This is a genomic window from Mammaliicoccus sp. RAM2 (genome assembly GCF_045897195.1).
GTDB classification, from domain to species: Bacteria; Bacillota; Bacilli; order Staphylococcales; family Staphylococcaceae; genus Mammaliicoccus; species Mammaliicoccus sciuri.
Window position 1 is genome coordinate 163,425 of the sequence record NZ_JBJNWI010000004.1, and the last position, 21,909, is coordinate 185,333.

At 29.2% G+C, this 21,909-nt stretch carries 22 protein-coding genes; 10 read left to right on the forward strand and 12 right to left on the reverse strand.

Going from position 1 to position 21,909, the window contains the following annotated elements; translation table 11 throughout:
- Positions 1 to 2: 2 nt before the first annotated feature.
- Entirely contained in the window at positions 3 to 794 is a 792-nt protein-coding gene (locus tag ACJTHF_RS07570; RefSeq protein ID WP_084754702.1) for a TIGR00282 family metallophosphoesterase, read from the reverse strand.
- Between the two features lie 159 nt (positions 795 to 953).
- On the opposite strand from ACJTHF_RS07570, the gene ACJTHF_RS07575 reads away from it, so the two are divergent.
- Positions 954 to 1,172: a hypothetical protein gene (locus ACJTHF_RS07575; RefSeq protein ID WP_048542667.1), complete on the forward strand. Its 219-nt coding sequence runs from the start codon at positions 954 to 956 to the stop codon at positions 1,170 to 1,172.
- Between the two features lie 179 nt (positions 1,173 to 1,351).
- Here ACJTHF_RS07575 and ACJTHF_RS07580 read toward each other — a convergent pair whose 3' ends face one another.
- Both ACJTHF_RS07580 and ACJTHF_RS07585 read right to left on the reverse strand, forming a co-directional pair.
- Entirely contained in the window at positions 1,352 to 3,658 is a 2,307-nt protein-coding gene (locus ACJTHF_RS07580) for a CDP-glycerol glycerophosphotransferase family protein (RefSeq protein WP_078355731.1), read from the reverse strand.
- 209 nt (positions 3,659 to 3,867) lie between these two features.
- The gene (locus tag ACJTHF_RS07585; RefSeq protein WP_058591422.1) at positions 3,868 to 4,371 is read right to left on the reverse strand and encodes a hypothetical protein; all 504 of its coding nucleotides are present in this window, start codon (positions 4,369 to 4,371) and stop codon (positions 3,868 to 3,870) included.
- A 168-nt stretch (positions 4,372 to 4,539) separates the two neighbouring features.
- Here ACJTHF_RS07585 and ACJTHF_RS07590 point away from each other — a divergent pair, with 168 nt between their 5' ends.
- The 3 genes from ACJTHF_RS07590 to ACJTHF_RS07600 are packed head-to-tail and all read left to right on the forward strand — an operon-like array spanning position 4,540 to position 5,847.
- A complete protein-coding gene (locus ACJTHF_RS07590) occupies positions 4,540 to 4,866 on the forward strand; it encodes a hypothetical protein (protein ID WP_049319020.1) in 327 nt (108 codons plus the stop codon).
- Positions 4,853 to 5,263 (forward strand): YolD-like family protein, encoded by a 411-nt coding sequence (locus tag ACJTHF_RS07595; RefSeq protein ID WP_407812605.1) that lies wholly within the window; start codon positions 4,853 to 4,855, stop codon positions 5,261 to 5,263. The genes ACJTHF_RS07590 and ACJTHF_RS07595 overlap by 14 nt, the downstream gene beginning before the upstream one ends.
- Before the next feature lie 56 nt (positions 5,264 to 5,319).
- The gene (locus ACJTHF_RS07600) at positions 5,320 to 5,847 is read left to right on the forward strand and encodes a GNAT family N-acetyltransferase (protein WP_119650474.1); all 528 of its coding nucleotides are present in this window, start codon (positions 5,320 to 5,322) and stop codon (positions 5,845 to 5,847) included.
- A 72-nt stretch (positions 5,848 to 5,919) separates the two neighbouring features.
- Here ACJTHF_RS07600 and ACJTHF_RS07605 read toward each other — a convergent pair whose 3' ends face one another.
- The 3 genes from ACJTHF_RS07605 to ACJTHF_RS07615 all read right to left on the reverse strand — a co-directional run bounded on the left by ACJTHF_RS07605 (position 5,920) and on the right by ACJTHF_RS07615 (position 8,429).
- Positions 5,920 to 6,654 carry a class I SAM-dependent methyltransferase gene (locus tag ACJTHF_RS07605; RefSeq protein ID WP_232157180.1) on the reverse strand — a complete coding sequence of 245 codons (735 nt, stop codon included), beginning with the start codon at positions 6,652 to 6,654 and terminating at the stop codon, positions 5,920 to 5,922.
- A 23-nt stretch (positions 6,655 to 6,677) separates the two neighbouring features.
- Positions 6,678 to 7,475 carry a Cof-type HAD-IIB family hydrolase gene (locus ACJTHF_RS07610; RefSeq protein WP_058591419.1) on the reverse strand — a complete coding sequence of 266 codons (798 nt, stop codon included), beginning with the start codon at positions 7,473 to 7,475 and terminating at the stop codon, positions 6,678 to 6,680.
- A gap of 75 nt (positions 7,476 to 7,550) precedes the next feature.
- Positions 7,551 to 8,429, reverse strand: coding sequence for a helix-turn-helix domain-containing protein (locus ACJTHF_RS07615; protein ID WP_078355728.1), 879 nt, complete (start codon positions 8,427 to 8,429; stop codon positions 7,551 to 7,553).
- A 106-nt stretch (positions 8,430 to 8,535) separates the two neighbouring features.
- Between ACJTHF_RS07615 and ACJTHF_RS07620 the strand changes: the two genes are divergently transcribed.
- Positions 8,536 to 9,450, forward strand: a complete 915-nt coding sequence (locus tag ACJTHF_RS07620; RefSeq protein WP_107603468.1) for a DMT family transporter — start codon at positions 8,536 to 8,538, stop codon at positions 9,448 to 9,450.
- A 56-nt stretch (positions 9,451 to 9,506) separates the two neighbouring features.
- Here ACJTHF_RS07620 and ACJTHF_RS07625 read toward each other — a convergent pair whose 3' ends face one another.
- From ACJTHF_RS07625 to ACJTHF_RS07635, 3 genes are all read right to left on the reverse strand, one after another.
- Positions 9,507 to 9,992, reverse strand: coding sequence for a GNAT family N-acetyltransferase (locus ACJTHF_RS07625; RefSeq protein WP_058591416.1), 486 nt, complete (start codon positions 9,990 to 9,992; stop codon positions 9,507 to 9,509).
- 121 nt (positions 9,993 to 10,113) lie between these two features.
- Positions 10,114 to 10,932, reverse strand: a complete 819-nt coding sequence (locus ACJTHF_RS07630) for an NmrA/HSCARG family protein (protein ID WP_208182951.1) — start codon at positions 10,930 to 10,932, stop codon at positions 10,114 to 10,116.
- On the reverse strand, positions 10,932 to 11,243 hold the full coding sequence (locus tag ACJTHF_RS07635) for a DUF2316 family protein (RefSeq protein WP_058591414.1): 312 nt from the start codon (positions 11,241 to 11,243) through the stop codon (positions 10,932 to 10,934). Before ACJTHF_RS07635 ends, ACJTHF_RS07630 begins: the two co-directional genes overlap by 1 nt.
- Positions 11,244 to 11,347: 104 nt before the next feature.
- On the opposite strand from ACJTHF_RS07635, the gene ACJTHF_RS07640 reads away from it, so the two are divergent.
- Genes ACJTHF_RS07640 through ACJTHF_RS07655 form a run of 4 tightly spaced genes read left to right on the forward strand, consistent with a single transcriptional unit; the run spans position 11,348 to position 14,509 of the window.
- Complete coding sequence (locus tag ACJTHF_RS07640) at positions 11,348 to 11,908, forward strand: TetR/AcrR family transcriptional regulator (protein ID WP_058591413.1); 561 nt, start codon at positions 11,348 to 11,350, stop codon at positions 11,906 to 11,908.
- 2 nt (positions 11,909 to 11,910) lie between these two features.
- Entirely contained in the window at positions 11,911 to 12,612 is a 702-nt protein-coding gene (locus ACJTHF_RS07645; protein ID WP_058591412.1) for an SDR family NAD(P)-dependent oxidoreductase, read from the forward strand.
- Positions 12,613 to 12,657: 45 nt separating this feature from the next.
- Positions 12,658 to 13,659 carry an amidohydrolase family protein gene (locus ACJTHF_RS07650; protein ID WP_084754712.1) on the forward strand — a complete coding sequence of 334 codons (1,002 nt, stop codon included), beginning with the start codon at positions 12,658 to 12,660 and terminating at the stop codon, positions 13,657 to 13,659.
- 16 nt (positions 13,660 to 13,675) lie between these two features.
- Positions 13,676 to 14,509, forward strand: coding sequence for an alpha/beta fold hydrolase (locus tag ACJTHF_RS07655; protein ID WP_058591410.1), 834 nt, complete (start codon positions 13,676 to 13,678; stop codon positions 14,507 to 14,509).
- A gap of 83 nt (positions 14,510 to 14,592) precedes the next feature.
- Here ACJTHF_RS07655 and ACJTHF_RS07660 read toward each other — a convergent pair whose 3' ends face one another.
- Positions 14,593 to 16,902, reverse strand: coding sequence for a CDP-glycerol glycerophosphotransferase family protein (locus ACJTHF_RS07660; RefSeq protein ID WP_232157182.1), 2,310 nt, complete (start codon positions 16,900 to 16,902; stop codon positions 14,593 to 14,595).
- A gap of 357 nt (positions 16,903 to 17,259) precedes the next feature.
- Here ACJTHF_RS07660 and ACJTHF_RS07665 point away from each other — a divergent pair, with 357 nt between their 5' ends.
- The gene (locus ACJTHF_RS07665) at positions 17,260 to 18,756 is read left to right on the forward strand and encodes a glycosyltransferase family 2 protein (RefSeq protein ID WP_142397482.1); all 1,497 of its coding nucleotides are present in this window, start codon (positions 17,260 to 17,262) and stop codon (positions 18,754 to 18,756) included.
- Positions 18,757 to 18,802: 46 nt separating this feature from the next.
- Here the strand turns inward: ACJTHF_RS07665 and ACJTHF_RS07670 are convergent, their stop codons facing one another.
- Both ACJTHF_RS07670 and rny read right to left on the reverse strand, forming a co-directional pair.
- Positions 18,803 to 20,038, reverse strand: a complete 1,236-nt coding sequence (locus ACJTHF_RS07670; RefSeq protein WP_119469331.1) for a Fic family protein — start codon at positions 20,036 to 20,038, stop codon at positions 18,803 to 18,805.
- Positions 20,039 to 20,213: 175 nt separating this feature from the next.
- On the reverse strand, positions 20,214 to 21,773 hold the full coding sequence (gene rny, locus ACJTHF_RS07675; RefSeq protein ID WP_048542634.1) for a ribonuclease Y: 1,560 nt from the start codon (positions 21,771 to 21,773) through the stop codon (positions 20,214 to 20,216).
- Positions 21,774 to 21,909: the final 136 nt, after the last annotated feature.

Below are 21,909 nucleotides of genomic sequence, written 5' to 3' on the forward strand. Positions count from 1 at the left end.
TACTATTCAAATGGATGATCGTCATTAATTAATATACGTTGTATTTTTTTAGCTTTACCTGCACTATCAAGGTCAATAATAACACCTGACAATACTTTTCTACCTTCATCAGGTAAATTATGACGTTGCGGTAAACTTGTTATAAATCTTTCAATAACTTCATCTTTATTAATACCTAGTATGCCGTCATAATAACCCGTCATACCTACGTCAGTAATATATGCAGTACCTTCATTTAACACACGCTCATCAGATGTTTGAATATGAGTATGTGTACCAACCATTGCACTTACTCTACCATTCAAATACCATCCCATTGCGTTTTTCTCTGAAGTTGTTTCAGCATGAAAATCCACAAATATATACGGTGTTATTTTTGAAGCTTGTTCTATAAGTTCATCTGCTTTTTTGAATGGGCAGTCAATTACTGGCATAAATGAACGACCTTGTAAATTAATGATTGCGATATCTTTATCATTAACTCTAATAATTCTCATACCAAGACCTGGTGCTTCTTCTGGGAAATTCGCTGGACGAACCATTCTATTCGCTTGTCCAATAAAATCATATATTTCTCTTTGACCATAAGTGTGATTACCCATCGTTAAAAAGTCTGCACCCATTCTTAAAATATCTTTATAAATTTTCTCTGTTAAGCCTTTACCGTGTGCAGCATTTTCTGCATTCACAATCGTAAACGTTGGTTTGTAACTTGCTTTAATTTTTGGTAAATATGTTTCTAACTGCTCTCTTCCTAGTTTGCCTACAATATCACCTATAAATAAAATTCTCAATATTGACATCCTCTCTATTCACTCTATATTCTAATTCAAAATAAAAAATTTTAAAAGAGATGATTATTAATTTTTTATTAGGGTAAACATAATACGAGCGTTATTCAAACACATTAGTTTAGTAACGTTACAAAATCTAATAGGAGTGTTTATTTAAACATGGGAATTGAAATCCAACCAGAAAAATTTGCAGAATTAGTGGTTAGAGCAAATCCATCCGTAGAAGAAAATGCAGAAGATATCGCGAAAGACAGTTTAGAACTATACGTTACAGCATTCAAACTCGCTGAAAAATATGGCAGTTGTGGTGTAAATTCACAAGAAACATCCAACATTTTAAAAGAAGCATTAGATTTAGAACTGAACTTAACACGTTAAATTTATTATAAAATACTAATATCAAAAAACCATCGCTATAGACTGTAGCGATGGTTTTTGATTTGTAGAATACTTACTTAAAGATAAAATTTACGAGGTACCCAATCTTGTGTGTTAATGTCTTCATTAACTCACAAGTTCTAAGATAACTATATAAAAATCAACACTTTGTACAAATCTTACTTAAATATATAATTCACGATATTTTCAGTGGTACCTATTTTATCATCTTGTAATAGTTGGTCTGTTATATTTTGATAATCTGGTTGTTTATTTTCTAGTAATTGTCTGGCCAGTATGCGTTCATCATTACTCGCAATTTCTATCGTGACAAGTTCGAATATATCAAAATAAAAGCCTATTTGTTCTGAATAAACTTCTGTATCTTCTTGCAATAAGAAAATGGGTTTATTTAAATGTGCATAATCAAATATCGTAGATGAATAATCTGTAATCATGGCATCTGAAATTAAATATAGTTCTTGAATGTCTACAAGTTCATTATAAAAACAATGAATTCGATCACTTAATTCACTATATGTTACTCTCAAATGTGATTCATTAGGATGTAGTTTAACAATAATTTCATATTCTTCAGGTAATTGTTCTAATAAGATGTTTAAATTGATTTTTGACATTAGTGCTCTTTTTTCTTTTCTCCATGTCGGACAGAACAAAATATATTTTTTATCATTACTTTTAGTAAAGAAATATTTCGTAAGCACACGTTCTTTCTCTGTTTCATCATGCTTCATTAAATATTCATTTCTCGGTGCACCGAGTTGAAGTATTTGTAAGTCTTGCTCTGGTTGAATATTAAATGATGACTCTAGTAACATTGTATTTACTGCTGAAGAAGTTAATAAGTAATCCCACTTCTTCATTCTTGGTTTAAACGCTGCTACTTGAGCATTCCTTTCAGTTTTGTCTTCTAAATCATTCAACATTCTTTTAAGAGGAAAGCCATGCCATGTTTGTACAAATATTTGATCTTTATGTTTAAACACCCTATCTAAAGTATTGCCGTTCACCACAATATATTTGCACGACCTAAATGTTTGATTATAAATATTACTACCAAACCTTACAGGAATTAAATTGTGATTTCTAATTTCCATATCTACTAATGCATTTCTAGAACTTACATACACTTCTTTTTCAGGAAAGTGTTCTTTAATATATAGTGCGATATATTTCGGATCTCCATTAAAATTGTTCCCATGAAACGACTCTATGAACACTTTATTTTCCGAAGGTGTAATGGCGTCGTATTGCTGTTTAAGCTTATCCATTTTCCTTTTTTCGTATTTCTTTTTTGCAAAATTAAAGACTCTCTCATTATTTAACACTGTTCTAATAACTGGTTTAGTCTTATATTGTTCATACAAATCTCTGCCATATTCTAGCTTTGATTTTTTGCGGACTTTTTGTGTAACTTTCGCCTTACTTCCTGATCCTATTTTTAAACCATCCATACATCCTTTAGATGCTTCAATAAAATCAGAAGCATAGTCTCTATCAATAAATGTTGCATTCAATAATGCTACATCTTCAGCTCTTTCTTCCTTTGTATATTTGTCATCAATAAACTCAATTAAACGATTACTATCTTCATGGATATCTTTCTCTAAAAATTGTACTGCATGATACGGTTCATATATACGTTTGAGTACGCCATCTTCTCCAGCATAAATAAACGTTTTATTACCTTCAGCTATAGATTCTAATATAGAATAGCCTAATGTTTCATATGGAGAAGATGATATATAAATATAGTTTTTAGGTTCCCGTTCATTCATATGAACATGTTCCTCTAGTTGATAATAATGAATTAAATTTTTATATAAAATTTCAGATGGTCCATACCCCTTGATATATAAATGTATATTATCATAGCCCTTAACATTGATGATACGATTCATCATTTTTATAACATATGAAATATCCTTTATATTATCTTCAAATCTTGCTTTAATTAATAAATTTCTTCGTGTCACACTAGGTTCTTCATTCGCGATAATATGTGACGCATCGACATATTGATTAAAGACATTTTCTTTTCCATAACGTTCGATGAAATCACGCTTAATATCAATAGAACTCACTCTATAAGCATCAATCGCATCAAAAGCTAAATCTTGATTATCATCAATATATGCTAATGGTCCATGAATCTCCCCTACGACCATTGCATTTGGATTGATTGATTTTATTTCTCTTGCTAAATAAAAGAAGGTTTCTCTCGTTAGTATAACGAAATCTGCATTTACAAAATCTTCACTTGTTCTAAATTCTTCGAAACTTAAATGCTTATCAAATAATTGTTCATTAATCATAGTATTAAATTTCGCTGTCTTATCAAAAGTTTTAAAATTATAATAAACAACTTCATGATTAGCTTTAATAAACGATTTAATTAAATTGATATTACTTCTTGATGTTCCACCTTTAGCAAAAAGATTGAACCCTAAAATTTTAATTTTCATTCAATCTCGCCCCTTTGTAATTGTTTTTATCTTATAATTAAATTTTCATTCATATTAACACTCCTTATATACTTATTCCACAATTTTTAATTATTTTACACAGAATTATTTGTTGGAAATAATTAATTGTATTGAATATAAAAATAGAAGATAATCTATTTTTAGATTATCTTCTATTTTACAATATTAAATTCATGCTCTTTTACTCATCAATCACTTATTAATATATCTTTTTTGAATTGTATAGCTTGAATTACACCCTTTGAAATTTCTTCATTATTAAGCCAACGTTTAGTTCCATCATCATTTATTCGATGACCCAATTTTACTGTGAATACATTAAAGCCTTTATTCTTAAGCTTATTAATAAACTCAGCATCATCAAATTTATTTGTACCGACGACGTGAACATAAATTGGTTCAGCATGCTTATCCACACTTATATATTTCTCAATGAACTTGAGATGATTAAAATAGCCATTACTATGTACCCAACTCACCATAATATTAGTACCTCGTATATTCTCATCACTCAGCACACAATCATTTTCATAATCATATTGTTTAAAATGTATATTTTTCGAATGAAGTAAGTCCTCTGCGTATTTATTTTGATTTCTAGAAAGCAACCAAATATCATCATCAAAATGTTCTTTAATCCATTTCGTTGCATCCATCAACATACCCGATCCACCAACAATCACAATTGTCACTTTATTCACCTACTTTATTTTAAGAATTTTTCTCAAGTATGCTTAATATAACACAAGCTTTCAATAGATTTTCATTTATCTAGTCAAATTTATCTCTCACATTTCACTTTACAAATACGAACACTTGTTCGTATAATAAAAGAAAAGATTCTACGGGAGGTGTTTGTGATGAATAAGTATATTAACTTAATGATTCATAAATTTGAAACTTACATTTACATGTTAGATAGCGTTGAACCGACTAATGATACGGCGATATTTTTAAATGGTGAAGTCATTTATAAAGAAATAAACAAAGTTGAACGCTACCTTCAATCATTTGATTATCGAACTGAGAAGTTCATTTTATTTACGGGATATTTAAAGATTTTACACGTCATTTATCGTGATGTTTATACATCTTCAACACAACGAAATACGATGATCGTTTCTTTGAATAACGCAATCCATTGCTTAAATAAAATGAATAAGGAGCTTGTATATGAAAATTATTAATCCTGACTTACCAGAACCTTATAAATATGAGACAGATTATCGCAAAATTCCTAATCATTATCTACAACGTAATATTCCTAAAGGAAGAGGTATGATTAAATGGGCACCATTTGCAACAATGCCCGAGCAATATGAAATGATTAAACAGTTTATAGCCGATCAAACAAAAGTAGAGAAACCTATATTAGAAGAAACTGCATTAAATGATTTGAATAACGTATTAGCAGAAAAAATATTTTATAATCCACAAGCACTTATTAAATATTGGGAAGATAGTTATTTTAAAGAAATAGCATGTGAAATTCATAAATTTGATAGTGAACATAAGAAGTTAGAAGTCATTGCAGAGGATAAGAAAGTACGATTAAGCATGGATTGTATTGTTAGTATTGAATAGTCTAAAACCATTTTCTTCGCTTATGCTATGATGTGTAAATGGGGGTGGCATAATTTATGATAACGATTGAACGTATTACTAAAAATAATGAGCATGCACTTAAATTACCTAATGAAGCATTTGAACTGTTCGGTAAACTTGTCGTTACGAGAACTGCTAATGTATGGCAGTATCATGAAGTATTAACGGATTCTGATACGATGATTTTTCCTGATGAAGATTATCAGCTTGATTCAATTGATCAGAAAGGTTTTGCAATAGGTGCGTTTGATGATAACAAATGTATTGGTTTAGGTATTTTTGAAAAGTATTGGAATAAATATTTGTATTTAAGTGATTTAAAAGTCTCTTCTTCTTACCGCGGTCAAAATGTTGCATCAACATTGTTAAATGCAGCGATAGAATTAGCAAAAGATGAAGGAATGAAAGGGATTTATACAATTGCTCAAGACAATAATTTAAATGCTAATCGCTTTTATTTAAAATATGGCTTTGAAATTGGAGGATTAAATACCAAATCATATCAATTCACACAACAAAAAGATAAATTTGATATTTACTATTATTTGGATTTTAATGCATAACTAAAAAGTGGGACAGAAATCTTTTTAAATAAATTAGATTTCTATCTCACTCTTATTATTACTATATTACATTTAGTTTATCTTCTTCGCTTTAAATATGATCATCATAGGTCTTCTTAATTCATCTTTCATACCATCTATATTCATCATATGTTGAGGTCGTATTGGCTCAACAATATTTTCAATGATAAATTGATTATTTTTAAGCGCTGCAAAATATGAAGTTAATGTATGATGATATTTTTTTATTTCGCTACCTAAGAAATGCGTATTTCTTTCCCCTTCTACAAAATAATGATCAACAGGGAAATGCTCAATTTCTCCATCTTTATATATCCATTCTTGAGAACCATGAGCAGTAAATATAGGATGCTCTACTGAAAATATAAATTCTCCATTATGTGATAATGCTTTTGATACTTTCTTAAACAGTGACTCAATATCTTCTATATAATGAATCACTAATGAACTTAATATTACGTCATAAGTATTAGGTTCCATAAAATACTCATCAATGAGATCAACCAAATAGGTTATTTTAGAATCATGATTGACCGCTTCTGCCTTCTCTATCATTTTTTTAGAAGCATCGATGCCTACCACTTCTTTAGCGCCTTGCTGAACAGCATATTTACAATGCCAACCATAACCACAACCTAAATCCAATACTTTTTTATTTTTAAAGTCAGGTAAATTGCTTTGTAATGTTTCCCATTCTCCTGCACCTTCCAAGCCGTGCTGACTTCTCGCCATTTTGGCATATTGATCAAAAAATGCTTGATCATCATATTGATTCTCCGGTTTCATCTTATCACCTCATACTCATGATATCAGAATGAAAGCAATAAATTTAATGTTTTAATAACGCCACTATCGTTATGATTGATCGCGATGAGGTTTGCCTCTTTTTTCAATTCTGGATATGCGTTATCCATTGCTACTTTATATTTAGCTGATTTGAATAAATCTATATCATTAAGTCCGTCTCCAAAAGCAATTGTTTCAGCAGGATCAATGTTTAATATGCTTTGTATTTTATGAATAGTCGTTCCTTTATTCACACCTAACTTCGTAATATCAATCCAGTAATCTTCAGATGCAATAATATACACTTCGTTATTAAAGTAATCAATTTGTTGTGCTGTTTGTTTACATTTACCTGAAGCGTCATGAACCGTGATTTTCAAGAAATCACTTTTAATTTCTGTGAAATCTTTAATGTATGTAACGTTTTGATATGAACCGTGTACAAATTTTCTTTCTTCTTCATAAACAGTATCTAGAACATATGCTACATCTTCCGTACATGCAATAATTGTTTGCTCTGGATCTATTTTTGTTAAAGCATCAATAATATTTAATCCTAGTTCATTTTGTATCGTTGCTGTGTAAAGAAATTCACCGTTATATTTTATACGTGTTGCACTATCTCCAATGATAAATGTATCTTTCGTTAAATCCCCTACAATATTTTCAACTCTTTCACATTGTTTCCCCGTACAGAACACAAATCTAATATTGTGTGTATCTAAATTTTCTTTTAATATGCCAAACGCTTCTCTATCAAACTCGCTATTCCCATCTAAAAAAGTACCATCCATATCTGTGACGACTAATTTTATATCCATCTAATTATCCCCTTTACTTTATAACTGTTTAATCATATTGTATCGGTATAATTATAGTTTTTCAATAGGAAGCGTTTACTTTTTTATTTGTTTAAGAAATTGTTTTGGTGTTTGGCCATACCTTTCTTTAAACTTTTGTATAAAATAACTCGTTGTTGAAAAGCCACATGCGTATGAAATATCTGTAATAGACTTATCTGTATGTTTATTTAATAAACTCACACTTTTTTCTAATCTATAGTTTAAGATATATTGAAATGGCGTTTGATGAACATATTTACTAAACAGTCGAACAGTCTCAGGCTTACTCATATGGATATTGTCACTTAAATCATTCAACGTTATTTTAGACTGATAATGAACTTGTATATAGTTAATCAATGTTTTGATACGTTGATCGAAATAGTAATGTGCATCTGTTTCAATTTGCGACATGATATTTATCAAATGTTTCAATGACTCATAATAGTAAATTGAAATATCTAATTTAAAATGTTGTTCTTTTTTAATAAATTTTTCACCTGCATCTTTAATGATATTAATTAGCATTTGATGTTCGGATAGATTTGGAGACAAGTAAATATAAGGTATTTTATGTGCTAATTCTAATACTTGCGTTAAATATTCCATCTCTATCTGTTTATACATATCAGCGAGATCAATATTCCAACAAAAATATTCTGTATCAGACACACTTTCATTTATTTCATGAACAACTTGAGAATTTATAAATAACCCGTGCCCTTTTGGAACATAAATCAATTCTTCACCTATTCCAACTTTAAGTTCACCATTAATGACATAAACATATTGCAAAGCACTGTGCCAATGAATGGGGATGTATCCATATAACGTTTTGTTTAGAAAGGTATGTAAAATAATGTGATGCCAATTTTTATAAGGATATTGAATTAATTCTTCTCTTGTTTCTTCAACAATAATTTCAGTATACAATCAACAATCACCTCAATATTTTGATATTATTACACAATATTTATGTATTATATCATGTTTTAAATCACTATAATCAATATATAATTATAAAATGAAGGTGAAACATATGGACAAGTATAATCGCATTAAAGGTATAAGTTTAGCAATAGTTGGTGCAAGCTTTTGGGGACTAGGTGGTACAGTTTCTGATTATTTATTTCAACATCAACATATTGATATGAATTGGTATGTAACAGCAAGACTGCTTATAAGTGGCTTATTACTATTATGCTTGTTTAAATTAACGCATAAACAACATAGCTTGTTTATTATATTTAAAGATAAGGACAGTATCATTCAGTTGTTACTATTTTCAATTTTTGGCATGTTTCTCGTTCAATACTCATACATGGCATCCATCAATTATGGTAATGCAGCAGTAGCAACACTTTTACAATATATAGCACCAGTCTATATCATCATTTGGTATGTGTTAAGAAAGAAAGACACTTTTAAAGCATTTGATTTAATAGCTATTATTCTAACAATCACCGGTTCTTTTTTATTATTAACAAATGGGAGTATTCACAACTTAATGGTTGCTAAAAGCAGTATTATTTGGGGCATTATATCTGGTTTATCATTAGCTTTTTATACGATTTATGTTGGTAATTTATTAAAAAAATATCCGTCAGTTCTCGTCGTTGGTTGGTCAATGCTCATATCCGGAATATTTATCAATTTTAAAGCGCCTATTTGGGATATTGATATTCAACTATTAAATGGCCAAACTATTTTTTATCTCTTATTTGGTATTATTGCAGGTACAACAATCGCATTCTTTTTCTTTATTTCTAGTTTGAATTATTTAAGTGCTAAAGAAACCGCATTTTTCGGAACAATTGAACCTGTAATCGCAATATTAAGCAGTGCTATTTGGTTAAATGTCGCGTTTTTACCATTTCAAATATTAGGGATATTGTTAATATTAGTATTAATACTCACAATATCATTAAAAAAGGGAAATACTTCTGAAGTTTAAAAATTAAAAAACCATACTGAAACAATATTTAATGTCTCAGTATGGTTGTATATCACTTATAAGAATATTTGATAAAAATCTAAATCTAACCACTTATCAAATTTATATCCTACTTTTTCAATTTTACCACTATATTTAAATCCTAATTTTTTATGTAAATCAATACTACCTTGATTATCACCATCAATTCCTGCAACAATCGTTTTATAGCCATTTTTCTTTGCTAAATCAATAATTTCTAATAATAATTTTGAAGCAATACCTTGTCTCCTGAAATCTGGATTTACATAAATAGAATGTTCAATTGTATATTGATATGCTGGCCAATCTCTGAAAGATCCGTATGTTGCAAAACCAGCAACTTGGCCACCCACTTCATACACAATAACAGGTTGGTTATTTTCCACTTTAGTATTAAACCATTTATGACGTTCTTCTAATGTTGTTTCATCATATGTGTATACAGCTGTTGTATTCTTAATTGCATCATTATAAATATATAAGATTTCTTTTAAATCTTCTGCTTTTGCTAATCTAATCATCTTTCCATCCTCCTCAATTATATTTAGTATACATAAGGAATACAATGACACAAATGTATGTGAATATAACTGACACGACTGTACAATTATTTAACAACATTAATTTGTTAACATAATATTATTATTTGAAATTTTTTGATATCCATTTTTTCAAACGTAATCTATTTGGATTTATATGATCCATTTTTTCAAAATCTACAACGTATCCTTTTTCTTCTAGCCAACTTTTTTCAGCAATTTGACTAGAAAATTGACCTTTTATTTCAGTTTTTTTATTTGTAACAGATGTAAATGTATCAACAACTTCGTTTAAGGTTAATTCATCAGAAGCAATTTCAATAGATTGATGATTGTATTCATCTACATTTTTAAATATTTGAGCTGTTATTTTTGCGATATCATCAGAAGGAATCATCGCAAATTTTATATCAGGTGAAATAAATTCTGGAATATATATGTTATCCGCTTCTACTTTGGCAATGCGCAGAAAATTATCCATGAAAAATGATGGTTTAATAATTGTATAATTTAATGGAGATTCACTGAGCATGTCTTCAATTTTAGCTAACGCTTCAAAGTGTGGACCTGTACGATTTCTGTTAACGCCTCCTGCAGTACTGTATACAACATAAGATATATCTTGTTTTACTGCTGTATCGATAATAGCTTTACCTTGTTGTAATTCTTGTTCCACATCATTCTGTATAATTGGCTGAACACAATATACACCATATTGTTCATTCATCGCTTGTTTTAAATCACTTTGATTACTTAAATCACCTTCAAATATTTCTAAATTATCATCTTTAATATTTGCTAATTTTTGATTATGTTTGTTACGCGTAAATGCTCTAACTTTCCATCCTTCACTTAGTAATTCTCGAACGACCGCACTACCTTGCTTACCTGTAGAACCTATTACTAATATACTTTGAATCATCAATTTCCTCTCCCTTGTAAAAAACTATAATTCTCTTTATTAACTTTTAAATACGTATATTCAATCGGTTCATTTCCTTGTTCTTTAATTTCTTTATTTATAAAATCTCGAACGTCCCATACTAAATGAATAAAATCCATTAATCTATTTCTCATTAATCCATTTGGTGCTTCCATATTTAATGCTTTATGAATATCTTTAGTTGTTACATTTAATGCATCAGCAATTGTTTCCTCAGATAAATGAGATGCTTTAAAATGGTCAATTAATTCTTTGCTCGTAACTTTTCTTTGTTCTTTATTTAAAGACATGATATTCCTTCTTTCAATTCAAATTCTTTGAACTTTAACTTTGTATTTTATACAATAAACGGACAGGTATCCGATTGTCAATTTATAAGCAAGGAGGCGTCAACATGAGGAGAGATGCCGAAGAAAATAAACATCGTATAGAAACCAAAGCTAAAGCACTTTTTACTGAATTTGGTGTTGAAAATATCAGCATGAAACGAATTTCTAATGAGCTCAATCTAGGTATGGGAACACTTTATAGACATTTTGAAGATAAAAGTGCTCTTTGTTACAAATTAATCTCAAATGATTTTGAAATGTTCGTGACAGATTTAAATACAATTTCACAAAAAGAGAAGTCAAACAAAATGATTTTTATACAGTCAATCGATCGATTTTTACAGTTCAAAATAGAACATCAAGCATTACTGAAATGTGTTGAAAATAGTACAAGTAAAAAAGATTTCAAACAAACTGAATTCTATCAGTTGTTGCATGATTATTATTCAAACCTATTTAATTATGAAGAAAATGAATACTTCATTACATTCAAAGTAGATATCCTATTAAATGCACTTACGACTAAAAATTATGAATTTTTAACAAAAAATAGGAAAATGTCTAATGAAGAATTTCGTAATGCACTTGTCCAATTATTTTATAACAATTACCAAGGAGACGATTAACAATGAGAAATGTACTTATTACAGGTGGAAACAAAGGGTTAGGATTTGAAACAGCGCGTGTTTTGAAAAATCAAGGTTATAAAGTATATATCGGTTCTCGCGATGAATCACGTGGTAAAAAAGCAGCAGAGGATATTGGTGTTGATTACGTTCAATTAGATGTAACAGACGATCAATCAGTTAAATCTGCTGCAGAAACAATTCTTGATCAAGAAGGACATTTAGATATTCTCATTAATAATGCTGGTATCTCAGGTGGTTTTACTAAAGTTAGAGATATTAAACCTAAAGATATGGAAAAAGTATATCAAACAAATGTATTTGGTATCGTACGTGTGACAAATCAATTCATTCCATTATTAGAGAAATCTGAACAACCTGTTATTGTCAATGTTAGCAGCGGTTTAGGCTCATTTGGAATGGTTACTAATAAAGAAACGATGGAATCCAAAGTTAACTCACTTGCTTATTGTTCTTCAAAATCTGCCGTCACAATGTTAACGGTACAATATGCAAAAGGATTACCACATATTCAAATAAATGCAGCAGACCCAGGTTCAACAAATACAGATTTAGTTGGAGATGCAAGTAACCAATCAAAACCTGTTTCTGAAGGCGCTAAAGCAATCATTGAACTTGCAACAATTGATCAAAACGGTCCTACAGGTACATTTATAGATTCTAATGGAACAATGCCTTGGTAAGATAAACAAATTATATTTCAATCAATTTTAAAAGGAGTTCTAACAATGAAAAGTATTAATTTCGAAGAACATTTTGTATTAAAAGAAGTTCAAGAACAAATGAGTCAAATTATTCAACCATCAAAAAACGGTGTGCCATTAAAAGCAATGTTAGAAGCACTTGAACACCAAACTGGCTTTACGAATGAAGATGAAATTAATCAACATGAACAACGCATTAAATTTATGGATGAACAAAATGTTCAAATGCAAGTGTTGTCTTATGGTAATGGTTCACCTTCCTTACTTTCTGGTGATAAAGCAATCGAATTATGTCGTTATACAAATGACACTTTAAAAAAATATATTGATCAATATCCTGATCGTTTTCTAGGATTTGCTACATTACCTATTAACGAGCCACAAGCTGCTGCTGAAGAATTTAAAAGATGTGTGAATGAACTCAACTTTAAAGGTGCGCTCATCTTTGGTCGTCCAAATGGTAAGTTCTTAGATAGTCCTGAATTCCATACTATCTTTGAAACTGCAGAAGCTTTAGATGTACCTATTTATTTACATCCAGCACCAATAAGTGACGAAGCATATCAAGCTTATTATCAAAGTGATCAATATTCAGACGCTACTGCTGGATCATTTGCTTGTTTTGGTTATGGTTGGCATGTTGATGTCGGTGTCCATGCAATGCGTATTATTTTAAGTGGTATTATGGACAAATATCCAAACTTAAAAATGATTATCGGACACTGGGGAGAATTCACACCATTCTTCTATGAAAGAATGGATGAAACAATTCATGCACCAAACTTAAAACATAAACCAAGTCACTACTTCAAAAATAATTTCTTTATTACACCAAGCGGTATGTTAACTAAACCTCAATTTGAAATGGTTAAAAATGCTGTTGGTGTTGATCATATATTATATTCTGCAGATTATCCTTATATACAACCTGAAGAATTAGGTACATTCTTAGATGAATTAGATTTAACAACTGAAGAAAAAGAAAAGATTAGTTTTAAAAATGCACAAAAATTATTAAAACTTTAAAAATGGAGGAAATATAATGAATAAATTAAAATTACAAGGCGCAAATTTAAATTACTATAAAGTTGGAGAAGGACCTGTCTTAATACTTGTCCCAGGTGCTAATGGTACTGGCGATATATTCTTACCTTTAGCTGAACAATTAAAAGATCGATTTACAGTTGTAGCTGTTGATAGAAGAGATTATGGACAAAGTGAATTAACAGAGCCACTTCCAGAACGTGCACAAAGTCCAGACGATGACTATCGTGTTAAACGAGACGCACAAGACGTCGCAGAACTTGCGAAACATTTAAGTGATGAGCCAGTATATATTTTAGGTTCAAGTTCTGGTTCAATCGTTACAATGCACGTATTAAAAGATTATCCAGAAATTGTTAAACAAATTGCATTCCATGAACCACCAATCAATACTTTCCTTCCAGATAGTCAATATTGGAAAGAAAAAAATGATCAAATCGTAGAGCAAATTGCATCTGAAGGATTACAAAAAGGCATGCAAACATTTGGAGAAACATTAAACATCTCAGCAATTGACGCTAAAGACATGTCTAAACCAGTTTCAGAAGACGACGAAGCACAAAAAGCACAATACGAACGTATGATTTTCTGGGCAAATTATGAAATCAGACAATATACACATTCTGATATTACATTAGAAGATTTATCAAAACATAAAGATATTGTCACATTATTAAACGGTACAGATTCAGTAGGTTCATTCCCACAAGACGTAAACTTCTATATAGAAGAACAAACAGGTATAAAAATCGTCGACATACCTGGTGGACACTTAGGTTATGTTCAAAAACCAGAAGGATTTGCAGACACTTTAACAAAAATGTGGTTATAAAAATTAATATATAATATCACAAAACATCGCATGTCAATCATTAACGAATGACATGCGATGTTTTTAATAACCAATGTTTAATTTTATAAAACTTTATCTTCAATCAACTTTTCAATAACTCTTTTAGTATTTTGATTATCTTTAAATTCGTTAATTTCTTCATAATTATGATTATGTTCTTCATTTAGAATATAATTTCCATCAATTGCTTTGTTTATCACGTCAATTAATTCCGCTTCATCGTATGCAATTGGTCCTGGTGCATTTGATTCATTTAGGGGTGGCGTTGCTTTATAATTTTTGATTAAGTAATCTTTTTCTTTCCAATAAAATATTGGATATGCACCTCTATAAATAGCATCATATATAATCGACGAATAATCTGTAATAAAAATAATAGAATTTTTTAATGCTTCTGTTGGATTAGTATCAATAATATGAGCGTACTTTTTAAAGTTTTCTTTAAAGTACTGGGCAAATTTATTATGAGGTACGATCAATAATCTATCGAGTAAACCTGCTTTTTCAAATGCATCGATTACTTCAATAATTGACTGATAGTATGAAGTTTTTTCTATCTCATTATTTACAACATACATTTCTTCCCAATATCTCCAAGTTGGCATAAATGCTATTTTGTTTGCATTTTTATTAAGATATGCATGATCTAATTTAGGCAATCCTGTTTTCATAAGATCCTCTTTATCATATCCCATTTTATAAAATTCTAAAGCTTCTAGTTCAGAACTAATAACACTCTTTACTAAATTATTATTTTGATTTTCTTTATAAAAACTCCTACCTTGTGGATTTTCTACAGGTTTGGCAAACATAATACCATGTTGTAAAAAGTACAATGGTGTCTTTTTTATTTTATTAGAAAGTAAATTATCAAAAGTTTTGGTTGCTATAACATGATTGCTAAGTTCACTTGAAATAAAATGATCAGCCATAAACACATAATAATAATGTTTGAATGAGAAACGTTTTAAAAGATCATGTTTATATTTCTTTCGTAAAATTTCATAACTACTAGATTTCTTATCGATAACAAATTTATTCACTGAGTTTAAATGCTCTAATTTTTTAATAGCTTCAAATGTCACAAATCCTGATTCAGAAGCACTTGAGGCATCTTTTTCAAAATACAAATTTACATTTTTCTTTTTAAATTTCAAAACAGAATCAGCAATCATTTTCGATAAGCGAATTTTAAATTGATTGAATTGATTATAAATAGGTAATTTAGGTATTGCCGTAATAACTGCTTTATCAACTGCACTTATTCTCGAAATATATGATGTTTTTTTATGATTTTTTGTACATAATACTGTATTCTTTAAATCATCTGGTTTATCTACAATAAGCGGATGTATCATGATTTCGTTATAAGCAAAGTATAAATTATTATGAACTTCTTTTAATTCCTTTAGTTTATATTTGGAAACTTCAAATTCAAAATCCCCGTTATCTTCCCATTGAATTTTGGCTAAGATAAGTCCGTCACTTGTCACTACGTTATTAAAAAGAATATTAAAATGATACTTATAATCTATATGTCCTCTAAATTTAATTCCATGCCTTGTATTACTCGAATTAATATGTGAAACATTGAAAGTCGGTTGTTCAACAAGATCTTGTTCTATATTTATTAAATCTGGACGATTGTACGAAATAGTAAATAGTCTATTATTTAATTTAACAATAACAGGATTAAAATTTTGCAAAGCAGTTTTTGATTTTATTTTTAAATGTTTTTCTTTAATAAGTTCGCTTATCTTTATGACTTCATTTGATAAATTAGAAAGTTCAAAGGTGTTGTTAGATATCAAATTAAAACCTGAGCGCCCTTCCAAATCTATCATCTGAACATATGACGTTTTTATCGCAAATTCCTTTCTAGCAATCGTATATTCTAATAAACTCACTATGTGATGATATCTAATCTTTAAATAAATATAAGGGTCATTAGAACGAATTCTTTCTAATGAATCGATTTTTGAATACCCCTTTAAAAAAATTGATTCATTTAATTCATATTTATTATTATTCTCATCTAATACTTCATAAGCATATTTTGTCTTTTGAATTTTGAATTTGTCATAATATGATTCAATGCTAATATCTAAACTTTTTTCCGTGTTACCATTTAAATAAGGTGAAATATAAATCATGCCATTCTTAATATGAACATACAAAGCCTTTTGATCGATTTCTAATATCATTAAAATATTATCTTCAAAATTAGTCTTCTTAATGGCATGTTCACGCAAATCTAAATATTTTGAAGTGATATAGAAAAATTCCTTGCTATCAAACATTTTAATTTTTAAAAAATCATTTGTATTTTTTTCTATTAAACAAACTTCATTAAAAACCTTTTTTATATTCATTACATATCTTCCCCATTGTTTTGATTTGTACAAATTTTAATTTCAACTTAATCATTATATTAACATACATACAATTTTAACTTTATGACTTAAGAATTAATACCTACTTCTAAAAGTTTACTTTTTAAATTTGTCACATTTTAGACACAACGAATATAAATTCATTTTTCAAACTCACCCTCTTGTATTAACAATAAATACATGTTTATTTATTCATCATTAAGTGACTTTATAATATTCATAAAATTTTAATGTGTTCATATATTCAATAAACCACAATTTATTAATTTATTTATCTTGCTCAGTTCATATCTCCAAATGTATACTACTAAAGTTATTATTTTAAGGAGACAAATTATGAAAAAATTAAATTATGTATTTTGGTTATGCTTTTTAGCTTTGATAACTATTATACCAATGCTTTGGGGAGGGCAAGGTTTATTAGTTATTATATTTATAGGATTAATGCTTCTATCATTTTATTTCACAATTGTATATTCATATAATATGATTGTTTCATTTTTTGGATTTAAAAACATAAAAAGAGATTATCTCATTAAACAAGATAGAACAAAGTTTTTAATTTTAGTTGCTGCTCATAATGAAGAAAGTGTGATTCGGGAAACGATTAGAAATCTTAAACAAATTAATTACGATAAAAATTTATATGATATATGCATCGTTAGTGATAACTCTACTGATCTTACAACACAAATTGCTTTGAATGAAAATGTACTTGTTGTAGATACTATTAAAAATGAATTTGAACGAGAAGGTGTTGGTAAACCAGCAGGTATTCAATACGCACTTAGAAAATTAGGTTTTGAAAATGTTAAACGTCAATATGACATGATTATGGTTTTAGATGCTGATAATTTTGTTAGTAAAAATATTTTAAAAGAAGTCAATTCACAATTTATTACTAAAGGTAGACCAACAGCTATTCAAACTTATCTTGATAGTAAAAACTACTCTAAATTTATGAGTTTAGCCTACTCAGTTGTATTTTGGACAAACAATCGGTTTATGCAATTAGCAAAATATAAATTAAACTTACCTAATTCAATTGGTGGTACAGGTTTTTTTGTGAAAACAGATTGGCTAATTGATAAAGGCGGATTCAAATTTGATTCACTTACAGAAGATTTAGAAATGGAAATTGAGATTATCAATGATGGCGGACGTATATTATGGAATGATTATGCGTCTATTTATGATGAAAAACCAGAAGAAACAAAAGTGAGTATGATACAAAGACATAGATGGATAAAAGGTCATTGGTACGTTGCTTTCAAACAAATTTTACCTTTAACTAAGAGATTTATTATGACTTTAAACATTAAATACTTAGACAAAATATTTTTCTTAATGAGTATGGGTAAAGCATTTCATATATTCTTAATATTTATAGTGCTAATCAGTAATATTATATTATTAACCCATCATCACCTGTTGCTATCAACTTTAGCAGCTTTGAATATATTTGGCGCATTGCATTTATTGAATGATTATATGTTCTATATTACAGGGCTAAATGCATTACTTATTATTTATAGTTTCGTCATTTTACCAATGTATAGTGTCTATGCAAAACTTAGAAATATTAATCCAATCAAAATTGTACTATCTTTACAATGGTTTATGATAACTGATTTTATCGTACAATTATTCGGTTTATTTACATGGTCAAATCAACAAACTTGGATTAGAACACCCCACTCTAAAGTTAGTATAGAAACAAGTGAAGAAGCTTACCATACACCAGGTACTTATGAACACGATAACCAACCTGCAATACAAGTCCCTGAAGTTGGTTTAAATGCAAGTAATCATATTGTAGAGCAACATAAATAAATAAAATCCCTTATGACTAATTGAAACATCAATCATAAGGTTTTTTTTACTTACTTATATTCTCAGATAATAAACTATACATAAATTGATCACTAATTTCATATATTACAGGTTTACTTTTAATTTTTATTAATTTTTCTTCATGGCTAGAAATAACATTATTAATCTTTCCTCTTGAATAACCTGAAGCTTTTTGTAGTTCTTTCAAAGTAATTCTTGAATATTTACTGCCAAATACTTTATCTTGTAGCAAAATATATAATATTTTATATTCATACTTATCATAATGTTTGTTGTGTAATGCTAGTTGTATTTTATTGATAATATTAATATTCTCTTCAAAATTGTCGATTATATTTTCTTGTCCTTCGATTAAAATACTCAACATATCATCAATAAAATTAGTTAATTCACCTTTATTGAAATAATTTGAAGTATCAGCAAAAGCTTTATAATATTTAGACTTGTTATTATTTACAGAATATGAAAATGAAAGTGCTGTATATGGGTCTAATAAATCGTTTAATTTTCTAGCTATTATATATCTACCAATACGCCCATTCCCATCATAAAATGGATGTATATATTCAATAATATAATGACTTGCCAAAGTTTTAATAAGTTCAGGTGATTCATGACTTTTTATATAATCTATAAGCTTTGTTAATAATTCTATCACTTTCGATTCACTATATTCATTTCTATGAACCCATATATTTTTAGAATGATCAAATACGCCTATACTACTAGCTCTAAACATCTTACCGTCCGGATGTTCATCTTTTTTGATTTCATCAGAAATAATTTCATCGTATATTTTTCTGAAATCCGCAACAGAATTTAGATCAAGTTCTCCAAATTTCATCATTAAATACTGAGTCACTAATCCAGTAAACCTTTTATCTTTCTTACTTGTATTATTTAATGCTTCAGCTATTTCTTTTTTAGTACTTTTAATATTTTCAGTTTCGTTCGTACTTTGTAATTCGTTAATTAATAACTTATTAATATATGCATGCGTTGCTATTCTAGGAAGATTAGCAGATAATTTTTTGATTTTAGATGAATTTAATAGAATTCTTTCATACTGCTTAAACAGGCTTTTATTTATTGAATAAAATAATGGATATTGTATATCGAGTAATTGTTTCTCACCTTGCATGGGACTAATGTTTATATCTAATAAGTAACTTGAATAATGTCTGATTCTCATATCATATTCTTCTTGCATAACATCTGTTCCAAACATATGAAAAATCGTTTTAAGTGATTTATACTTCATTAACTTCACTCCTATTTAACATATATGCCGAATATGTTCATTAGATATATTCATTATATACTCAAAATAACTAAAATCATAGAATTAGTTCAATAGCTATAATACAAAAGTCATTTTGATAACAATAAAAAACCCTAACCGCTTTCGGTTAGGGTTTTAAAATTTGAGAACTATTCTACTTAGCGTATTCAGTAGCTCTCATTTCCCGGACAACTGTCACCTTAATATGCCCTGGATATTGTAATTCGCCTTCTATTTGATCTTTAATATCTCTAGCTATTCTATGTGCTTTCAAGTCGTCAATATCTTCAGGAGAAACAATTACTCTAATTTCTCTACCTGCTTGTATTGCGAATGCTTTTTCAACACCTTGATAACCTTCTGATATTTCTTCTAATCTTTCTAAACGTTTCACATAATTTTCTAAAGTTTCTCGTCTAGCTCCAGGTCTTGCAGCACTTAACGCATCTGCTGCTGCTACCAGTATAGAAATAACTGATGTTGGTTCTACATCCCCATGATGTGAGTGTATTGCATTTATGACTGTATCATGTTCATGATATTTCTTTGCAAGTTCTACCCCTATTTCAACATGGCTACCTTCAACTTCGTGATCAATAGCTTTACCAATATCATGTAATAAACCTGCACGTTTTGCTAAAGTAACATCTTCACCTAGTTCAGCTGCTAACATTCCTGAAAGTTGTGCAACTTCTACTGAGTGTTTCAGTACACTTTGGCCATAACTTGTACGATATTTCATACGTCCTAAAATTTTAACCAATTCTGGGTGTAAGTTATGAATACCTAATTCAAATGTCGCTTGTTCACCGGATTCTCTCATTAGGTCATCCACTTCTCTTCTCGCTTTTTCAACCATATCTTCAATTCTACCTGGATGTATACGTCCATCAGATACTAAATTAGTTAAGGCTGTCTTAGCGATTTCTCTTCGAATTGGATCAAATCCAGATAATATAACCGCTTCTGGTGTATCGTCTATAATTAAATCTACACCTGTTAATGTTTCTAAAGTACGAATATTACGACCTTCACGACCGATAATACGCCCTTTCATCTCATCATTTGGTAAATTCACAACGGATACAGTCGATTCTGAAGTATGATCTGCTGCTAACCTTTGTACAGTAATAGACAACAGTTCTTTAGCTTTTTTATCGACATTTGTTTTTAGTTCTCTTTCTTTTTCTTTTACAAGTACAGCAATATCATGTGACAGTTCTTCTTCTACTTGTGAGAATTGCTCTTTACGAGCTTCTTCACGTGTGAGTCCGGAGATGCGTTCTAGTTCTTGTTCATGTTTCATTATTATTTCTTGAACATTACTCTCTTTTGCATCTACCTGTTGTTGTCGCTCTTCAATTTTAGCTTCTTTGTTTTCTAGAATTTCATCTTTTTTGTCTAAAAGATCAGATTTGCGCTCTAAATTTTCTTCTTTTTGAAGTAATCTTGCTTCTTGCTTTTGTAGGTCACTTCTTCTCTCTCTAATTTCACTATCAAGATGATCTCTAATTTGTTGATTTTCTTCTTTTGCTTCAATCAACTTTTCTTTCTTAAGACTCTCAGCTTCTTTGTTAGCTTCACTTATAATATAGTGAGCAGACTGACGAGCTTGATCTTGCTTTTTCGTTAAGCTATTATGTGCGAAAAAGTATCCTACAACAACACCTAGAATAACTCCTAGCAAAATGAGTAAGAGGGTTAATAAGTCCACATAAACACCTCCTTCTATCTAGGTTCTACGTCTTATATATACAAAAATATGATTAAATGAAACTATGGAATCATACAACTCAATTGTACGTTTAAATTTGTACAAGTGTCAAGGACATGGACTTTAATTTTTAATT